Annotated in this window: 15 protein-coding genes; 12 read left to right on the top strand and 3 right to left on the bottom strand. The window is 70.7% G+C overall.

The genetic code is table 11. The annotated features are described in order from the left end of the window. Positions 1 to 199 precede the first annotated feature (199 nt). The 12 genes from ACT3CF_RS07620 to kdsA all read left to right on the top strand — a co-directional run bounded on the left by ACT3CF_RS07620 (position 200) and on the right by kdsA (position 11,754). Positions 200 to 1,177 (top strand): SPFH domain-containing protein, encoded by a 978-nt coding sequence (locus tag ACT3CF_RS07620; protein ID WP_478421649.1) that lies wholly within the window; start codon positions 200 to 202, stop codon positions 1,175 to 1,177. Between the two features lie 7 nt (positions 1,178 to 1,184). Further along, positions 1,185 to 1,859 carry a DUF4178 domain-containing protein gene (locus ACT3CF_RS07615; RefSeq protein WP_478421648.1) on the top strand — a complete coding sequence of 225 codons (675 nt, stop codon included), beginning with the start codon at positions 1,185 to 1,187 and terminating at the stop codon, positions 1,857 to 1,859. Next, positions 1,849 to 3,222: a DUF4178 domain-containing protein gene (locus tag ACT3CF_RS07610; protein WP_478421647.1), complete on the top strand. Its 1,374-nt coding sequence runs from the start codon at positions 1,849 to 1,851 to the stop codon at positions 3,220 to 3,222. The genes ACT3CF_RS07615 and ACT3CF_RS07610 overlap by 11 nt, the downstream gene beginning before the upstream one ends. Further along, positions 3,219 to 3,383 (top strand): hypothetical protein, encoded by a 165-nt coding sequence (locus tag ACT3CF_RS07605; protein ID WP_478421646.1) that lies wholly within the window; start codon positions 3,219 to 3,221, stop codon positions 3,381 to 3,383. Before ACT3CF_RS07610 ends, ACT3CF_RS07605 begins: the two co-directional genes overlap by 4 nt. A 7-nt stretch (positions 3,384 to 3,390) precedes the next feature. After that, complete coding sequence (locus ACT3CF_RS07600) at positions 3,391 to 3,603, top strand: DUF350 domain-containing protein (protein ID WP_478421645.1); 213 nt, start codon at positions 3,391 to 3,393, stop codon at positions 3,601 to 3,603. Continuing rightward, positions 3,596 to 5,140 (top strand): polyamine aminopropyltransferase, encoded by a 1,545-nt coding sequence (locus ACT3CF_RS07595; protein ID WP_478421644.1) that lies wholly within the window; start codon positions 3,596 to 3,598, stop codon positions 5,138 to 5,140. Before ACT3CF_RS07600 ends, ACT3CF_RS07595 begins: the two co-directional genes overlap by 8 nt. After that, the gene (locus ACT3CF_RS07590; RefSeq protein ID WP_478421643.1) at positions 5,130 to 6,746 is read left to right on the top strand and encodes an FAD-dependent oxidoreductase; all 1,617 of its coding nucleotides are present in this window, start codon (positions 5,130 to 5,132) and stop codon (positions 6,744 to 6,746) included. Before ACT3CF_RS07595 ends, ACT3CF_RS07590 begins: the two co-directional genes overlap by 11 nt. Next, complete coding sequence (gene speD, locus ACT3CF_RS07585) at positions 6,743 to 7,123, top strand: adenosylmethionine decarboxylase (protein WP_478421642.1); 381 nt, start codon at positions 6,743 to 6,745, stop codon at positions 7,121 to 7,123. The genes ACT3CF_RS07590 and speD overlap by 4 nt, the downstream gene beginning before the upstream one ends. A 280-nt stretch (positions 7,124 to 7,403) precedes the next feature. Further along, positions 7,404 to 8,579, top strand: coding sequence for a hypothetical protein (locus tag ACT3CF_RS07580; RefSeq protein ID WP_478421641.1), 1,176 nt, complete (start codon positions 7,404 to 7,406; stop codon positions 8,577 to 8,579). Beyond that, on the top strand, positions 8,576 to 9,574 hold the full coding sequence (locus ACT3CF_RS07575; RefSeq protein ID WP_478421640.1) for a KpsF/GutQ family sugar-phosphate isomerase: 999 nt from the start codon (positions 8,576 to 8,578) through the stop codon (positions 9,572 to 9,574). Before ACT3CF_RS07580 ends, ACT3CF_RS07575 begins: the two co-directional genes overlap by 4 nt. A gap of 4 nt (positions 9,575 to 9,578) precedes the next feature. Further along, positions 9,579 to 10,889, top strand: a complete 1,311-nt coding sequence (locus ACT3CF_RS07570) for an RraA family protein (protein WP_478421639.1) — start codon at positions 9,579 to 9,581, stop codon at positions 10,887 to 10,889. Positions 10,890 to 10,929: 40 nt separating this feature from the next. Continuing rightward, positions 10,930 to 11,754 (top strand): 3-deoxy-8-phosphooctulonate synthase, encoded by an 825-nt coding sequence (gene kdsA, locus ACT3CF_RS07565; protein ID WP_478421638.1) that lies wholly within the window; start codon positions 10,930 to 10,932, stop codon positions 11,752 to 11,754. Between the two features lie 15 nt (positions 11,755 to 11,769). On the opposite strand, the gene ACT3CF_RS07560 is transcribed toward kdsA, so the two are convergent. The 3 genes from ACT3CF_RS07560 to ACT3CF_RS07550 all read right to left on the bottom strand — a co-directional run bounded on the left by ACT3CF_RS07560 (position 11,770) and on the right by ACT3CF_RS07550 (position 13,900). Then, complete coding sequence (locus tag ACT3CF_RS07560; protein WP_478421637.1) at positions 11,770 to 12,621, bottom strand: inositol monophosphatase family protein; 852 nt, start codon at positions 12,619 to 12,621, stop codon at positions 11,770 to 11,772. 36 nt (positions 12,622 to 12,657) lie between these two features. After that, positions 12,658 to 13,143, bottom strand: a complete 486-nt coding sequence (locus ACT3CF_RS07555; protein ID WP_478421636.1) for a MerC domain-containing protein — start codon at positions 13,141 to 13,143, stop codon at positions 12,658 to 12,660. A gap of 118 nt (positions 13,144 to 13,261) precedes the next feature. Continuing rightward, positions 13,262 to 13,900 carry a DsbA family protein gene (locus ACT3CF_RS07550; protein WP_478421635.1) on the bottom strand — a complete coding sequence of 213 codons (639 nt, stop codon included), beginning with the start codon at positions 13,898 to 13,900 and terminating at the stop codon, positions 13,262 to 13,264. Positions 13,901 to 14,128 lie beyond the last annotated feature (228 nt).

Raw genomic sequence — 14,128 nt, 5'->3', positions numbered from 1 at the left:
GCCGCGGGGCATAGGCACATCGCCCCCCCTTGGCCACCCCCGCCGCGACCCCGCACACCCGGCAATCACCGCCGCGTCATCGCGTTCCCCCGAACGGCGGGTTTTGCGCGCCCGATTGCGGGTTCCGGATGCCGAACAACCGCTTTTGCTTTGAAATCGCGTGCGAACGACTATGCTCGGCCCGGTATTGGGGGATGTTATGGGCCTGTTCGACTTTCTCTCGAAGCAGTTCGTCGACGTGATCGACTGGGTGGACGAGCCCGGCACGCTCGCGATCCGCTTTCCGATGAAGGATCGCGAGATCCAGAACGGCGCGCAACTCACCGTCCGCCCGGGCCAGGTCGCGTTCCTGCACAACGAGGGCCAGCTTGCCGACGCGTTCCTGCCCGGCCGCTACACGCTCGAAACCGGCAATCTGCCGCTGCTCACCGCGCTGATGAACTGGGACAAGGGCTTTGCCTCGCCGTTCAAGGCCGATCTCTATTTCTTCAGCCAGAAGGAACAGGCCGGACTCAAATGGGGCACGGCCCAGCCGATCACCGTGCGCGACAAGGACTTCGGCCCGCTGCGCGTCCGCGCCTTCGGCAGCTACAGCTTCCGGATCGACGACGTCGCCGCCTTTTCGGTCAGGCTGATGGGGTCGCTCGACCGGCTGACCACCGGCGACGTCGAGCCTCAGCTTCGCGCGGCGATCACCACCGCGATCGCGACGGCGCTCGGCGGCGCGGACATCGCCTTTGTCGATCTCGCCGCCAATCAGGCCGCGCTGTCGGAAAGCCTCGCCGCCGCCGTCGCCCCGGCCTTTGCGCAATGGGGCCTCGCCTGCACCAGCTTCTATATCGAAAGCCTGTCGCTGCCGGAGGCCGTACAGGCCTATCTCGACAAGGCCAGCGCGATGCGCGTCGTCGGCGATCTCGACCGGCTGGCGCGGTTCCAGAGCGCAGAGGCGATCGAGCGCGCCGCCGATCAGCCCGGCGGGGTCGCGTCGGCGGGCGCGGGCATGGCGGCGGGGATGGCGATCGCCCAGGGGATGGCCGGCGCCGCCGCGCCCGCCTCTGGCGGGGGCGAGGATCCCTATGCCCAGATCGAACGGCTCCACCGGCTGCTGACGCTCGGCGCGATCAGCCAGGACGAGTTCGACGCCAAGAAGGCCGAGCTGCTCGCACGCATCCGCTGAGTCGACGATGAGCCTGCACGTTCCCTGCCCGAGTTGCGGCGCCGATGTGGTGTTCCGCTCGCCGGCGCTTCCCGCGCGCGTGTGCGACTATTGCCGCACGCTGCTCGTCCGCACCGACGCCGGCATTGCCGAACAGGGGCACAGCGCGGCGCTCCCGTTCGATGTCAGCCCGGTCCGGATCGGCATGCGCGGCCGTGCCGATGACCGGGGCTTCGAGGTGATCGGCCGCGTCCGCTGGAGCTGGACCGACGGCGCCTGGAACGAATGGCTGCTGCTGTTCGACGACGGCGGTTCGGCCTGGCTGGGCGAGGCGATGGGCCAGTTCATGCTGCTGTGGGAACGCCCGTTCGAGCCCGGGCGCGCCGCCGCGCTCGACGCCGTCGCGGCCGGGCGCGCGGCAACGCCGGGCACGAAGGTCTGCCTGGGGCAGGCGATGATGACGATCGTCGACGCGCGCGAGGTGCTGTGCGTCGCGTCCGAAGGCGAGCTGCCCTTCGCCGCCGCGCCCGCGTGGCGGCTCTACAGCGTCGATCTGCGCGGTCCCGCGGGCGAATGTGCCTGCCTTCAGCGCGATACGCGCGGCGTCAGCTATTATGAGGGGCGCTATGTCGAGCTTGCCGCGCTCGCGCCCCAGGGGATGCGCGTGATCGAGGGGTGGGGGATGCCCGATTATGGCCGCTGATTCCGCCGCCCCGCCCGAGCTGCCGCCCGCCGGCGCGCCCGAGCCCGCCGTCCGCGCGCTTGCCTGTCCGTCCTGCGGCGGCACGGTCGCGCTGCGGGCCGCCGGATATACGGTCCATGTCGCGTGCAGCTATTGCGGCGCGATCCTCGACGTCACCGATGCGATCGCAAAGCGCGTCGCCGATCAGCATCGCCTGGCGACCACGCTCGATATCCCGCTCGGCACGCGCGGCACGCTGCGCGGCGTCGAATGGGAAGTGATCGGCTATCTGATGCGCGTCCAGCAGGGCGAGGGGTGGGACGAGTATCTGCTCTTCAACCCCTATCACGGCTATCGCTGGCTGACGAACGTGCGCAACGGCTGGAGCTTCGGCACGATGCTGACGCGGATGCCGCGCGCGGCGGGGCTGCATGGCGTCGACCTCGACGGGCATCGCTATGCCCATTTCTGCGTCGGCTCCGCCACCGTCCGGCGTGTCGTCGGCGAATTCTACTGGCGCGTGCGCGTCGGCGACGTCGTCGACACGGCCGATTATGTCCGCCCCGGCGTCATGCTTTCGCGCGAAAGCGACGGGGCGGAGGTCAACTGGACCCGCAACGAACTCCTGCCCCCGCGCGAGGTCGCGGCGGCATTCGGCGTCGCGCCTGCGGGGCCGGTCTGGCCGCCGCTCGGGCACCAGCCGTCGCCCTGGGGGCGTTGGCCGGCCGCCGCGGCAACGGTGATGGGCGTCGCGGTCGTCGTGCTGTTGCTGCTGGCGGTCGTGCTCGGCCATGGCGGCTGGGCGGCGCGGGGCAGCCTTGCGATCGCGCCCGACGGGCACGAGCAGACCGCGACGCTCGGTCCGATCCGCTTCGACCGGCCCTATCAGCGCGTCGATATCCGGGCGGAGGTGCCCGATCTCGAAAACGGCTGGGTCGATCTCGACTATCGCCTCGTCGATCGCGCCAGCCAGCGCAGCTTTGTCGCCGGCGGCGCGGCCGAACGTTATGCGGGCGTCGATTCCGACGGCACCTGGACCGAGGGCGATCGCACATCGTCGGTCTCGATCGCGGGCGTTCCGGCGGGCACCTACGATCTCGTCATCGACTACAAGGGCAATCGCTGGCCCGAACGCGCCACCGCCACCGCCACCGCCACCGCCACCGGCACGGGCACCGGCTGGAACGATCCCGACTGGATGGCGGGTGACAAGGCGCCGCGGGTGACGATCGCGGTGCGCTATGGCACGCTGTTCGCCTCGAACGTGCTGATCGCGCTGATCCTGATCGCGCTTCCGTGGCTGGTCGGGTTCGCGCTGCACCGGCGCTTCGAACGCGCGCGCCTGTCGCAGAGCGATTTCGCGCCGGCGGGAGACGAGGCATGACCCTTCGCCTGTTCCTCTATGCGCTGTGGTGCGCCGCCGTGATCGCGCTGTTCGCGCTCACCGGCACCTTCGCCTGGTCGCCCTTTGCCGATGGCGGGCGCGAGCGCGGCTATGGTGTCGGCGGCGGCGGCCACGGCTATTACGGTCCCCATCACAAATAGGACGCTCATGGTCACCACCTTGCCCGCGCTACTCGCCACGCTGCTCTATGCGGTGATCGGCATCCTCGTCTTCGTCGTCGGCTTCGTCGTGCTCGACCTGCTCACGCCCGGAAAGCTGTGGGAAGAGATCCGCGACAAACAGAACGTCGCCGTCGCGATCTTCTCGGGCGCGGTGGCCGTCGGGCTGGCGATCATCGTTGCCGCGGCCATCCATGGCTGACGATGGCGACGGCGCGCCGCCGCGGATCGGCGCGCCTGCCGCGACGCTGCTCGCATCGGCCTTCGTCGTCTCGACGTGCGGGCTGATCTACGAACTGCTCGCCAGCACGCTCGCCAGCTATCTCTTGGGCGACAGCGTCACGCAATTCTCGACGATCATCGGCACCTATCTGTTCGCGATGGGGCTGGGGAGCTGGTGCTCGCGCTATGTGCGCCGCGACGCGTTGCGGCTGTTCATCCGCGTCGAACTGCTGATCGCCGCGCTGGGGGGAAGCGCCGCCTGCGCGCTGTTCCTGCTGTTTCCGCTGGTCGAGCATTTCCGCATCGCGCTCTACGGGCTCGTGCTGGCGATCGGCTTCCTCGTCGGTCTCGAAATCCCGTTGCTGATCCGCATCCTGCGCGGTTTCGACTTCCGCGAAACCGTGTCGAACGTGCTCACCTTCGACTATGTGGGTGCGCTCGTCGCCAGCCTGTTGTTCCCGCTGCTGCTGATGCCGCATCTCGGCATGATCCGGACGGGCTTCCTGTTCGGCATCCTCAATGCCGCGGTGGCGCTGGCGCTGCTGCTGGCGATGCCGCGCGCGGCGCGCTTCGGCGCGGAAAAGCTGACGGCGCTGCTCGTGCTGCTCGCGCTGGCGGCGGGGTTCGTCGCGGCCGACCGGCTTCAGCGCTGGGCCGAAGTCGCCAGCTATCACGAACCCGTGATCTATGCCGTCTCGACCCGCTATCAGCGCATCGTGCTGACGCGGCAGCAGGACGATCTGCGGCTCTACCTCAACGGCAATCTCCAATTCTCGTCGCGCGACGAATATCGCTATCACGAGGCGCTGGTGCATCCGCTGCTCGGGCGCGTCGCGCATCCGCGCAACGTGCTGATCCTCGGCGGCGGCGACGGGCTGGCCGCGCGCGAGGTGCTGCGCCATCCCGAAGTGCGCCGGCTGACGCTGGTCGATCTCGACGATCAGATGACCGCGCTGTTCGCGCGCACGCCGATGCTGGCGCGGCTCAATCGCGGTGCGCTCACCGATCCACGGATCACCGTCGTCAATGCCGACGGCTTCCGCTGGGCGCGTGAGGCCGTTCGGCGTGCCGATGCGCGCTACGACGCGGTCATCATCGATTTCCCCGATCCGGTCGATTATTCGGTCGGCAAGCTCTATACCGACAGCTTCTATCGGGCGGTGCGCGGGCTGCTCGCGCCCGGCGGGATGGTGGTGGTGCAAAGCACGTCGCCGCTCGTCGCGCCGATGGCCTTCTGGACGGTGGCCTCGACGCTCGAGGCGGCCGGATTCCGGACGCGCGGCTATCATGTCTATGTGCCCAGCTTCGGCGAATGGGGGTTCGTGCTCGCGGCGGCGGGACCGGTTCCCGCGCGGGCGCATATTCTGCCCGGCGGCCGGTTCCTCACGCCTGCGGGCGACGCCGCGCTGTTCGACTTTCCGCCCGACATGGCGCGCCGCCCGACGCCGGTGAACCGCCTCGACAACCAGGTGCTCGTGCGCGAATTCGCCGATGCGTGGAGCCGCTATGAAGGCTGACCGTCGCGCATTGCTCGGGCTCGGCGGCGTCGTGGCCGCGGGGGCGGCGGGCCTCGCCGCCGCATTCGGCGGGGCGGCGGCGCGCTTGCCGGCGGGCACGCTCGGCGGCGCCGATTTCGCGCGCGGGCACCGGCTGCGCCGCGGCGGCTTCCCGGCGCCGACGCGTTTCGAAACGGTCGACCTGGTCATCGCCGGCGGCGGCGTCGCGGGGCTGTCGGCGGGCTGGCGGCTCGCCGAGGCGGGGTTCACGCGCTTCCGCCTGCTCGAGCTCGAGGATCGCGTCGGCGGCAATGCGCGCAGCGGGCAGAATGCCGTTTCGGCCTATCCGCTCGGCGCGCACTACCTGCCCGTTCCCAATCGTGAATCGCGCGCGCTGCGTCATCTGCTGCGCCGGCTCGGGATGATCGTGGGCGATGTCGACGGCGTGCCGGTCTACGATCCCGAACAGCTCTGCGCCGATCTCGAGGAGCGGCTGCTCTGGCAGGGCCGCTGGCAGGAAGGGCTGATCCCGCGCACCGGCCTGACGGCGCAGGACCGCGCCGATCTCGCCGCGTTCCAGGCGCGCATGGCCGCCTTTTCGCGTCAGGTCGGCGCCGACGGGCGCCCGGCCTTTGCGGTGCCGCTTGCGTACAGTTCGCAGGATCCGGCGCTTGTCGCGCTCGACGCGATCGACTTTGCACGCTGGCTCGATGGGCAGGGGTGGCGTTCGCCCGTGCTGCGCGCGCATGTCCGCTACGCCATGCGTGACGATTACGGGACCGAGCCGGGCGAGGTCTCGGCCTGGGCGGGCATCCATTATTTCGCGGCGCGACGCGGCTGGGCGGCGAACGGTGCGGGCGACAACCAGCTCACCTGGCCCGAAGGCAACGGGCGGCTGGTGCGGCGGCTCGCCGAATTCGGCGGCGACCGGATCGTGCCGGGGCAGATCGTCCATCATGTCGATCGTCGCGACGACGGCGTCGTGGTCGATGCGTTCGACACGCGGCGCGGCGAAACGGTGCGCACGACCGCGCGCGCCGCGATTCTGGCGATGCCGCATTTCGTCGCCGCCCGCGTCTGCCCGGCGGTCGCGCCGATGCCGGCGTTCAGCTATGCGCCGTGGCTCGTCGCCAACGTCACGGTCGACCGGCTGCCCGGCGGGCCGGGGGTGCCGCTCGCATGGGACAATGTGTCGAGTACCAGCAACGCGCTCGGCTATGTCGTGGCGACGCATCAGGGGCCGGCGGCGATCGCCTCGGCCAGCGTGCTGACCTGGTATCTGCCGCTGTCGGACATGCCGCCGGCGGTCGGGCGCCGCCTGCTGCTCGAACGCAGCGCCGACGACTGGAAGCGGATCGTGCGCGACGACCTGCTCGCGATGCACCCCGATCTCGACGATGCGATCCGCACGATCGACCTCTGGCGCTGGGGACATGCGATGATCCGGCCGACGCCGGGGTTTCTCGCGCGCGGGGCTGCGGCGGGCGCGGGGGTCGCGCCGCCGCTGTTCCTCGCCCATTCGGATCTCAGCGGCCTCTCGCTGTTCGAAGAGGCGCATGACCGCGGTGTCCGTGCCGCCGAGGCGGCGATGACGCGGCTCGGCCATGCCCATGAAAGCCTGTTATGACCCTCGCGCGTGAAGGCAGCCATCTGATCGCCGACCTGTGCGATGCCGCCGGGCTTGCCGATGTCGGCCGGGTCGAGGCGTGCCTCGTCGCCGCGGCGGCGGCGGCGCATGCGCGGCTGCTCGAGGTCCGGCTGCACAGCTTCGGTCCGGGGCAGGGTGTCACCGGCGTGGCGCTGCTCGCCGAATCGCATATCTCGATCCACACCTGGCCCGAATATGGCACCGCGTGCATCGACATCTTCCTGTGCGGACGCCGGCACGATCTCGATGCGGCGCTGACCGTCATCGCCGACGCGCTCGACGCACGCGTCGCGCGGCGCACGCTGCTCGATCGCCGCTTCGTCGCCACGCCCGCGGCGACCCCGCGCACCCGGTAATCACCGCCGCGTCATCGCGTTCCGCCGAACGGCGGGTTTTGCGCCCCCGATTGCGGCCTTTCGCCATGCCGGGGCCGCCGATCGGCGGATTGCGCCGCGCAACGGGCGGTTGCCGACGGCCATTGAGGCGGGGGCAGGGGCGGTGGCGGCGGGTTGCGGATCGCTCCGTAAGATTTCTCACCCGCCCGGCCGGCGCGGCGTCCGCGCCTCTATAACAAGGAAGATAGTAGGCGCCGCTTTTCCCCCGAAAAGGCGCGTTTGTGTAGGCGTAGGCGTTCGCTTGAAGATTCTGTTCTACCTTCCCGTCATCACGCCCTGGTGGTTCGACAATGTGGTCCGGCCGCTGCTCGCCGTCCTTGCCCCGGCGCACAGCGTCCACGTGCTCGCGCCCGTGCCGTGGTGCGGCACCGGCATCGGCCCGCGCGAGCTTTCGGCCTGTGCCGATCTGCCGGGGATCGAATGGCATCTCGCCGACGACGACGCGCACCCCTCGATGCGCACCGACGCCGTCGAGCGCGACGCCATCGTCGATTTCGTGCGCGCGCTCGCTCCCGACTATGTGCTTGTGCGCGCTGCGGATTGCGACACCGTCGCGCGCTTTCCGGGCACGGTGCGCTATCTGATGGAAAGCGGCGCCGCGCCGCTCGCGATTCCGCCCCATTGGGTGATCCTTCAGCACCGGCCCTTCGACCATGGCCTGCTCCCGCCGCTCGACGCCGCCGCCTGTGCGGCGCTCGATCGCGGGATCGCACGCGCCTGGGATGCGCTGGCGCCGCTCGCCGCGCCGACAGCCGCGGACCGGGCGGCCTTTCGCGACTGGGCCGGTCTGCCCGACGATCGCCCCGTGCTCGCCGTCCCGCTCGAATATGAGCATGAGGAGAATTTCTTCCCCCTCCACCGCGTCGATGCGCGCCCCAACCACTGTTTCGTCGACGCGCTTGCGGCACAACTCGATCCGCGCATCTTCCTGGCCTTCACCAACCACCCGCTCAATGTCCTGTATGTCGACAATCGTGCTGTGGAGGCGACGATCGCCGCGCATGGCGACCGGATGCGGATGCTGCCCGGCACTACGCCCGCCGGCGAAAGCACGACGCTGCTGCTCGCGCGCGATGCCGATGCGATGATCGTCGGCGATTCCAAGGCCTATTCGCTCGCCGCCTTTTTCGGCACGCCGCTGCTGCGCCGCTCGCGTTTCCGGACGGGGGCGTGGCTCAACGCCTATGCCGATTTCGCGCCGTTGCTCGCCGATGTCGCGGCGGGTGCCGCCCGGCGCCCCGACCGCGAGGCCGCCCGCCGCTGGTTCGCCTTTCACGTCGCCAACCAGATCTTCGATCCGCAGGCGTCCGATTTCACCGCCGACGACCTGATCGACCGCCTCGATCGCCCGGTCGCGCCCGATCGCTGGGCCGCCGGTTTCGCGCGGTTCGAGGCTTTGCCGGGAGTCGCCGCATGAACGCGCACGCCGCGCTTGCGGGCGTCCCGCTCGCCGCCGACCTCGGCACCGCCTGGTTCCGCGACGTGATCGCCGCCGAACGCGACGCGCTTGCCGATTTCCTGCGCGCCCCGCCCGCCGCGGTCGCCGACGCGATCGCGCTGATCGCGGCGCAGCGCCAGCCGGTCGTGCTCGTCGGCGTCGGCAAGTCGGGGCATGTCGCCGCCAAGCTCGCCGCCACCTTTTCCAGCCTCGGCACGCCCGCGCTCTACGTCAACGCGGCCGAGGCGGCGCACGGCGATCTCGGCGCCGTCGCGCCGCACAGCCTGGTGCTCCTCCTGTCGAACAGCGGCGCGACCGACGAGATCGTGCGCATCCTGCCGCTGCTCAAGGCGCGCGGCTGCACGCTGATCGGCATTATCGGCCGTGCCGGATCGCCGCTCGCGCGCGCGGTCGATCACCTGATCCTCGCCGAGGTCGCGCGCGAGGCCGACCATATCGGCATGGCGCCCACCGCCAGCACGACGCTCCACCTCGCGATCGGCGACGCGCTCGCGGTCGCGGCCAGCCGGACGCGCGGCTTCACGCGCGACGATTTCCTCCGCCACCACCCCGCCGGACTGCTGGGGCGCCAGATGATCCCGGTCGCCAGCTTCATGCGCCAGGGCGACGACCTGCCGCGCGTCGGCCCGGCCACGGGCTTCGTCGACCTGCTCGCGGTGATGTCGAGCAAGCGGCTGGGTGCGGCCTGCGTCGTCGATGCGGCCGACCGGCTGCTCGGGCTGATCGTCGACGGCGACGTTCGCCGCCACCTTCAGGCGCATCCCGAAGCACATCGTGCCACCGCGGGCGAGATCATGCAGCCCGCCCCCCAGGTCATCGGCCCCGACGCCAATGTCGGCGACGTGCTGCTGATGCGCAGCCAGGGCGCGGGCGCCTGGCTCGTCCTTCCCGTCGTCGACGCATCGGGCCGGCTGCACGGCATGATCCACGCCAACGACCTCCTGCAAGGCTGAACTGATGAAGATCGTCGCGTTCGTTCCCGCCAAGGGCAACAGTGAGCGGGTTCCCGGCAAGAATGTCGCCATTCTCGACGGCGATTACCTGTTCAAGCGCAAGCTGCGCCAGGCGCTCGACTGCCCCGCGATTACCGAGGTCTGCCTCGACACCGAAAGCGACGCGATCGCCGAACTCGCGACCGACCTGCCGGTGACGCGGCTCGTCCGCCCCGCCGCGCTCGCGAGCAACGCGACCGACGGGCACGAGATGTTCGCCTGGGAATGCAGCCAGCGGCCCGACGCCGATCTGTGGGTTCAGTTGCTGTGCACCGCGCCGTTCGTGTCGGCGGCGACGATCGGCCGCGCGATCGCCGCGCTGCTCGCCGATCCCGATGCCGACAGCCTGATCGGCGTCAGCCGCGCCAAGCAATATTGCTGGGACGGCGGCGTCCCCGCCTATGGCACCGGCCGCATCCCCAACAGCGTCGACCTGCCCGCGACGGTGGTCGAGGCGATGAGCCTCTACATCGTCCGCCGGCCGCCCTCGGGCGCGGTGCCGACGCGGCGGTTCGGCACGCGGCCGATCCTGTTCGACCTCGATCCGATCGAACAGATCGACATCAATCGCGGCGCCGACCTGGTGATCGCCGAAACGATCGCGGCAGGGCAGCGCGCGGCCGAGGTGACGCGGTTCCGCGCGATGATGCCGCATCTTTCGTCGACCGTCCTCGCCGATATCTGCAAGGACCGGGGCATGAAGGTGGTGCTGCCGCCCGCCTTGCGCCCGACCAGCGGCGGCAAGCTGTTCGGCCGCGCCAAGACGCTCGAACTGCGCCGGCTCGGCCCCGACGACGCGCCCGATGCGTGGAAGGGCATCTATGGCGCGCTCGAATCCTATCGCTTCGTGCGGCCGGGCGATGTCATCATGGTCGCGACCGACGTTCCCGAACGCGCCTATTTCGGCGACCTCAACGCCAATCTCGCGATCCGCTCGGGCGCGGTGGGCGCGGTGATCGACGGGACGACGCGCGACACCGCCGATGTCCGCGCGCTCGGCTTCCCGGTCTATGCGCGCGTCACCAACTGCAACGACATCAAGCTCGACGGCACCGTCGGCGCGATGAACCGGCCGATCCGCATGGGCGACGTCACCATCGCCAACGACGACGTCGTGTTCGCCGACGAGGACGGCGTCGTCGTCGTGCCGCGCGGCGAATGGGACGCGGTCGAGGCGGCGGCGTGGGATGTGATGACCAACGAGGCGCGGATCCGCATGTATGCCGCGCGCGGGCGCGACGTCGCCGAAATCCTCGCCGAATGCGGCGCTTTCTGAAACACTGGGGTCGGCCCGTCCGGGGCCGCAGGGGACATCAATGACCAGGACGATCCGGATCGGCGCGCTCGAAATCGCCAATGACCGCCCCTTTGTGCTGATCGCCGGGCCGTGCGCGATGGAAAGCCGCGATCACGCGCTCGAAACGGCGGCTGCGCTCACCGAAATGTGCGGCGCGCTCGGCATCGGCCTCATCTACAAAAGCTCGTTCGACAAGGGCAATCGCACCGCGATCGGCTCGCCGCGCGGCATCGGGCTCGACCGCGCGCTCGGCATCTTTGCCGAGGTGCGCGAACGCTTCGGCTGCCCGGTCATCACCGACGTCCACGAACCCGCCCAGTGCGCGCCCGTCGCCGAGGTGGTCGACGTGCTCCAGATCCCCGCCTTTCTGTGCCGCCAGACCGATCTGCTCGTCGCCGCGGCGCACACCGGCCGCGCGGTCAACGTCAAGAAGGGCCAGTTCCTCGCGCCCTGGGACATGAAGAACGTCGCCGCGAAGCTCGTCGCGAGCGGCAACGACCGCGTGATGCTGTGCGAACGCGGCGTCAGCTTCGGCTACAACACGCTGGTCAGCGACATGCGCGCGCTGCCGATCATGGCCCAGACGGGCTTTCCCGTCGTGTTCGACGCGACGCATTCGGTCCAGCAGCCGGGCGGGCAGGGCGAAACCTCGGGCGGGCAGCGCGAATTCGTGCCGGTGCTCGCGCGCGCCGCGATCGCGGTGGGGGTCGCCGCGCTGTTCATCGAGACGCACGAAAATCCCGACGTCGCGCCCAGCGACGGCCCCAACATGGTGCCGTTGCGCGACATGCCCGCGCTGCTCGCGCGGCTCCAGGCGTTCGACCGGCTCGCCAAGGCCGGCTGAGCCGGTTCGGCCGGGTCAGCCGTTGAGGATCGCCGCCACCGTCGCCCACACCGCCGGGTTGCGTGCGATCAGGATCGGCGCGCTGGCATCGGCGGGGCGATAGGAGCTGCCGTCGATCCGCGCCGCGACGCCGCCGGCTTCCTCGAGCAGCAGCACGCCCGGCGCATGGTCCCAGGCGAGCGTCCGCCAATAAAGCGCAAAGTCGCGCATCCCTTGCGCGACCAGCGGGTATTCATGCCCGGCACAGCGCCGCGTCGGCACCACCGCGCCCGTCCGTGCGGCGAGCGCCGCGACGCGTTCGGCCATCGCCGGGGGGCGTGAAAAGTCGCTGACGATCCCGGTGAGCGTCGCCGGGTCGGGCGCCGCGCCGGGGGCATCGCCGGGGGCATCGGGTATCCGCCGCACGCCGTCGATCCAGGTGCCGCACCCGCGCTCGGCGGCGATCAGCCGGTCGGCGACCGGATCGAGGATGCACGCCGCCCGGGTCACGCCGTCCTCGACCAGCGCCGCCATTAGCGCAAAGGGCTCGCGCCCGGCGGCATAGTTGCCGGTGCCGTCGATCGGGTCGACGATCCACACCGCACCGCGGTCGAGCCCGGCGAGCAGTCCCGGATCGCGCGCGCACGCTTCCTCGCCGACGAAGCGCGCATCGGGGCGGATCGCGGCGAGCCCTTCGGCGATGACGCGTTCGGCCTCGCGGTCGGCGATCGTCACCAGGTCGCCCGGCGCCTTTTCCTCGATCTCGCCCGCGCCCAGCCGGCGAAAGCGCGGCATGACTTCGCGCGCGGCGGCGATGCGCAGCACGTCGCCGATCCGGTCGGCAAGCGGGGTGGGGCACAGGGCGGGATCGGGCGGAACGGCGGTCATGGCGCGGCCCCTACCATGCTGCACCCGGCGCCGCCATCAGCCCGCGGCGCAGGCGGCGGCGTGCGCGCGCCGCGCGCGCCAGTTGCCGATATGCGCGCCCGCGAGCATCAGGCTGCCCAGCACGGTCACGCCCGTCTCCAGCGCGGCCGGCACCGCCAGCGCGACGCCCGCCGCCATCAGCATCAGCCCCGCCGCACCGATCATCAGCGGCAGCACCGCGCGGTGCCGCCGCCACCCGCCGATCAGCGCCCAGGCGCTCGTCGGCAGCGCGAGGACCAGCACCGCCGCATGAAAACCCTCGCCGCCGCCCAGTTGCGCCGCGATCGCGGGGAGCGCGGCCAGCACCAGCGGCAGCGCAAGGCAGTGGAGCATGCACAGCGCCGATGCCCCGATCGCCAGCCCGTCGAGCCGCGCGTCCCAGCCCGCGCCGGTCGCGCCGGCCGGTCCGCCCGGTCTGCGCGTTCCGTCCGTTCCGCCCGTTTCCCTTGCCGTCCCGTCGTTCGTCCGCGCGTCGTCGCGCATCCGCCTGTCCCTTCCGCAACCCGGCGCCCGCACCGGCACCGCGCCACAGATGATACATTGTATCATAATTGCAAGGGGCGTGCCCGCGAAAATCGGTCGTCCGGCCGGGCTGCGTGCGTCAGCGGCGCCGGCGGCCCTCGGCGCGGGCATTGGCGACCAGCCGGCGCAGCATCGCCAGGTCGACCGCACCGGGCACGATCTGCGACCCCACGATCAGCACCGGCGTCCCGTTGAAGCCGATCGTGCGCGCGATCGCCTCGGTCCGCATCAACAGCGCGTCGATCGTCGCGCCGCGCGTCTTCACGTCGCGTTGCAGCCGCGCCCAGTCGACCCCGGCGCGGTCGGCGGCGGCGCGGATGCTCGCCCCGCCCACCGGCCCGCGCGTCGCCATCAGCGCGGCGTGGAACGCGCCGTGGCGGTCCTGCCACTGGCTCGCGATCGCCAGCCGCGCCGCCTCGCGCGACGCGGGGCTCAGGATCGGCCAGTCGCGATAGACGATGCGCACCTTGGGGTCGGCGGCGGTCAGTGCCGCCAGCGCGGGTTCCATCCGTCGGCAATAGGGGCAGTTGTAATCGAAAAAGGTGACGACGGTGACGTCGCCCACCCCTGGCGCCGCCCCGCTGCGCGGCGCCACCGGATCCTCGGCGACCGCCCTTGGCGAGATGTCGACCTCGTCCTGCGCGAACAGCGGCGAAACGGGCAAGGCGCCCGCCAGCACCGCCGCGGCGGTCCGGCGCATCAGGGTACGACGATCCATCGCTGCGCTTTAGCATGGTCGGCGCCGGTGGGAAGCGCGGCGCGCCCGTGCGTCGCCGATCGTGCATCGTCGCCGGTGCGATGCTGTTGATCGCGCGACAGCGTTCGGCATCCCGCTGTAAAGCCGCACGTTTCTTTGCGAGAGGACTATGAAACAGAATTGTAATAAAAAAGCTGCAAATATTTAATATTTGATCCGGTGACGGAAGTGCGTGCGAGCATTGTCTTG

It is taken from the genome of Sphingomonas chlorellae (assembly GCF_056485145.1).
Note: the sequence above shows the minus strand (reverse complement) of the source record. Positions and strands in the feature narration are given on the sequence as shown.